This is a genomic window from Halomonas sp. ND22Bw (assembly GCF_003011945.1).
Taxonomy (GTDB): Bacteria; Pseudomonadota; Gammaproteobacteria; order Pseudomonadales; family Halomonadaceae; genus Halomonas; species Halomonas halophila.
This window is the reverse complement of the sequence record NZ_PXWD01000045.1, coordinates 1-716: the sequence shown is the minus strand read 5'-3', so window position 1 is coordinate 716 and position 716 is coordinate 1. Positions and strand designations below refer to the sequence as shown.

At 61.9% G+C, this 716-nt stretch carries 1 pseudogene; it reads right to left on the bottom strand.

From position 1 onward, the window contains the following. Positions 1-716, bottom strand: a pseudogene (locus CVH10_RS25675) (hypothetical protein); the annotation flags it as partial.

Genomic DNA, 716 nt, shown 5'->3' with positions numbered 1-716 from the left:
CCGAAGGTGGCCTGTGTGGCGCAAGTAATTGTCCCGCTTCACCGTCTTCCTTAGCCGGGCGGGAACGATCTTGGTTATCGGCTTGCCCGCTTCGTCGACGAGCCCAAGGCTCCTGATCGCGGCATAGAAGTTGTGGGTAGAAAGGCTGAACCGCCGCCAGCTCGGCAGTCCGGCTGCAACGAAGCCCACCCACAGGTAATCCGCATTCGGGTCCCCTCGATCGGCCATTCGCTCGGCGGCGGGTCGGGATAGTTCGAGGGCAAGGCGAACGAGTCCGCCGGGCGTATTAATTCCACCATCACGCACGCGTTCGCGCTTGATCTTCGCGCGGGGGCCGCCTCGTCCCTTTGTGTATTCAATGGAGACGTACCCTCTCGCGGGGTTCTTCAGGCAGTCGCGCCGCAGGGTCCGCAGGCATTCTATCGGCATTTCGACCCGGAGCGCGATGGCGATGATGAAGCAGATCGCATCAGGCAGGGTCAGAACGAGAAGATCGCTGGCCGCGGCGATGGCAACCTTGCGATATTTGAACATGTCGAACTCGCTTCGAGCGGGGCGCGTGCCGTCGGCGACCCTCAGGAACACATTCTCAAAGCGGCTCCTCTCCGGCTTGTTTCGCAAAGCTTCGATCTGCTCGCGGCCCGACAAGATCCTTTCGCGTGTAGCTACCACGCTGCGATCAGCGGCGTCTTTCAGGACGCGAGCGACGAACGGTG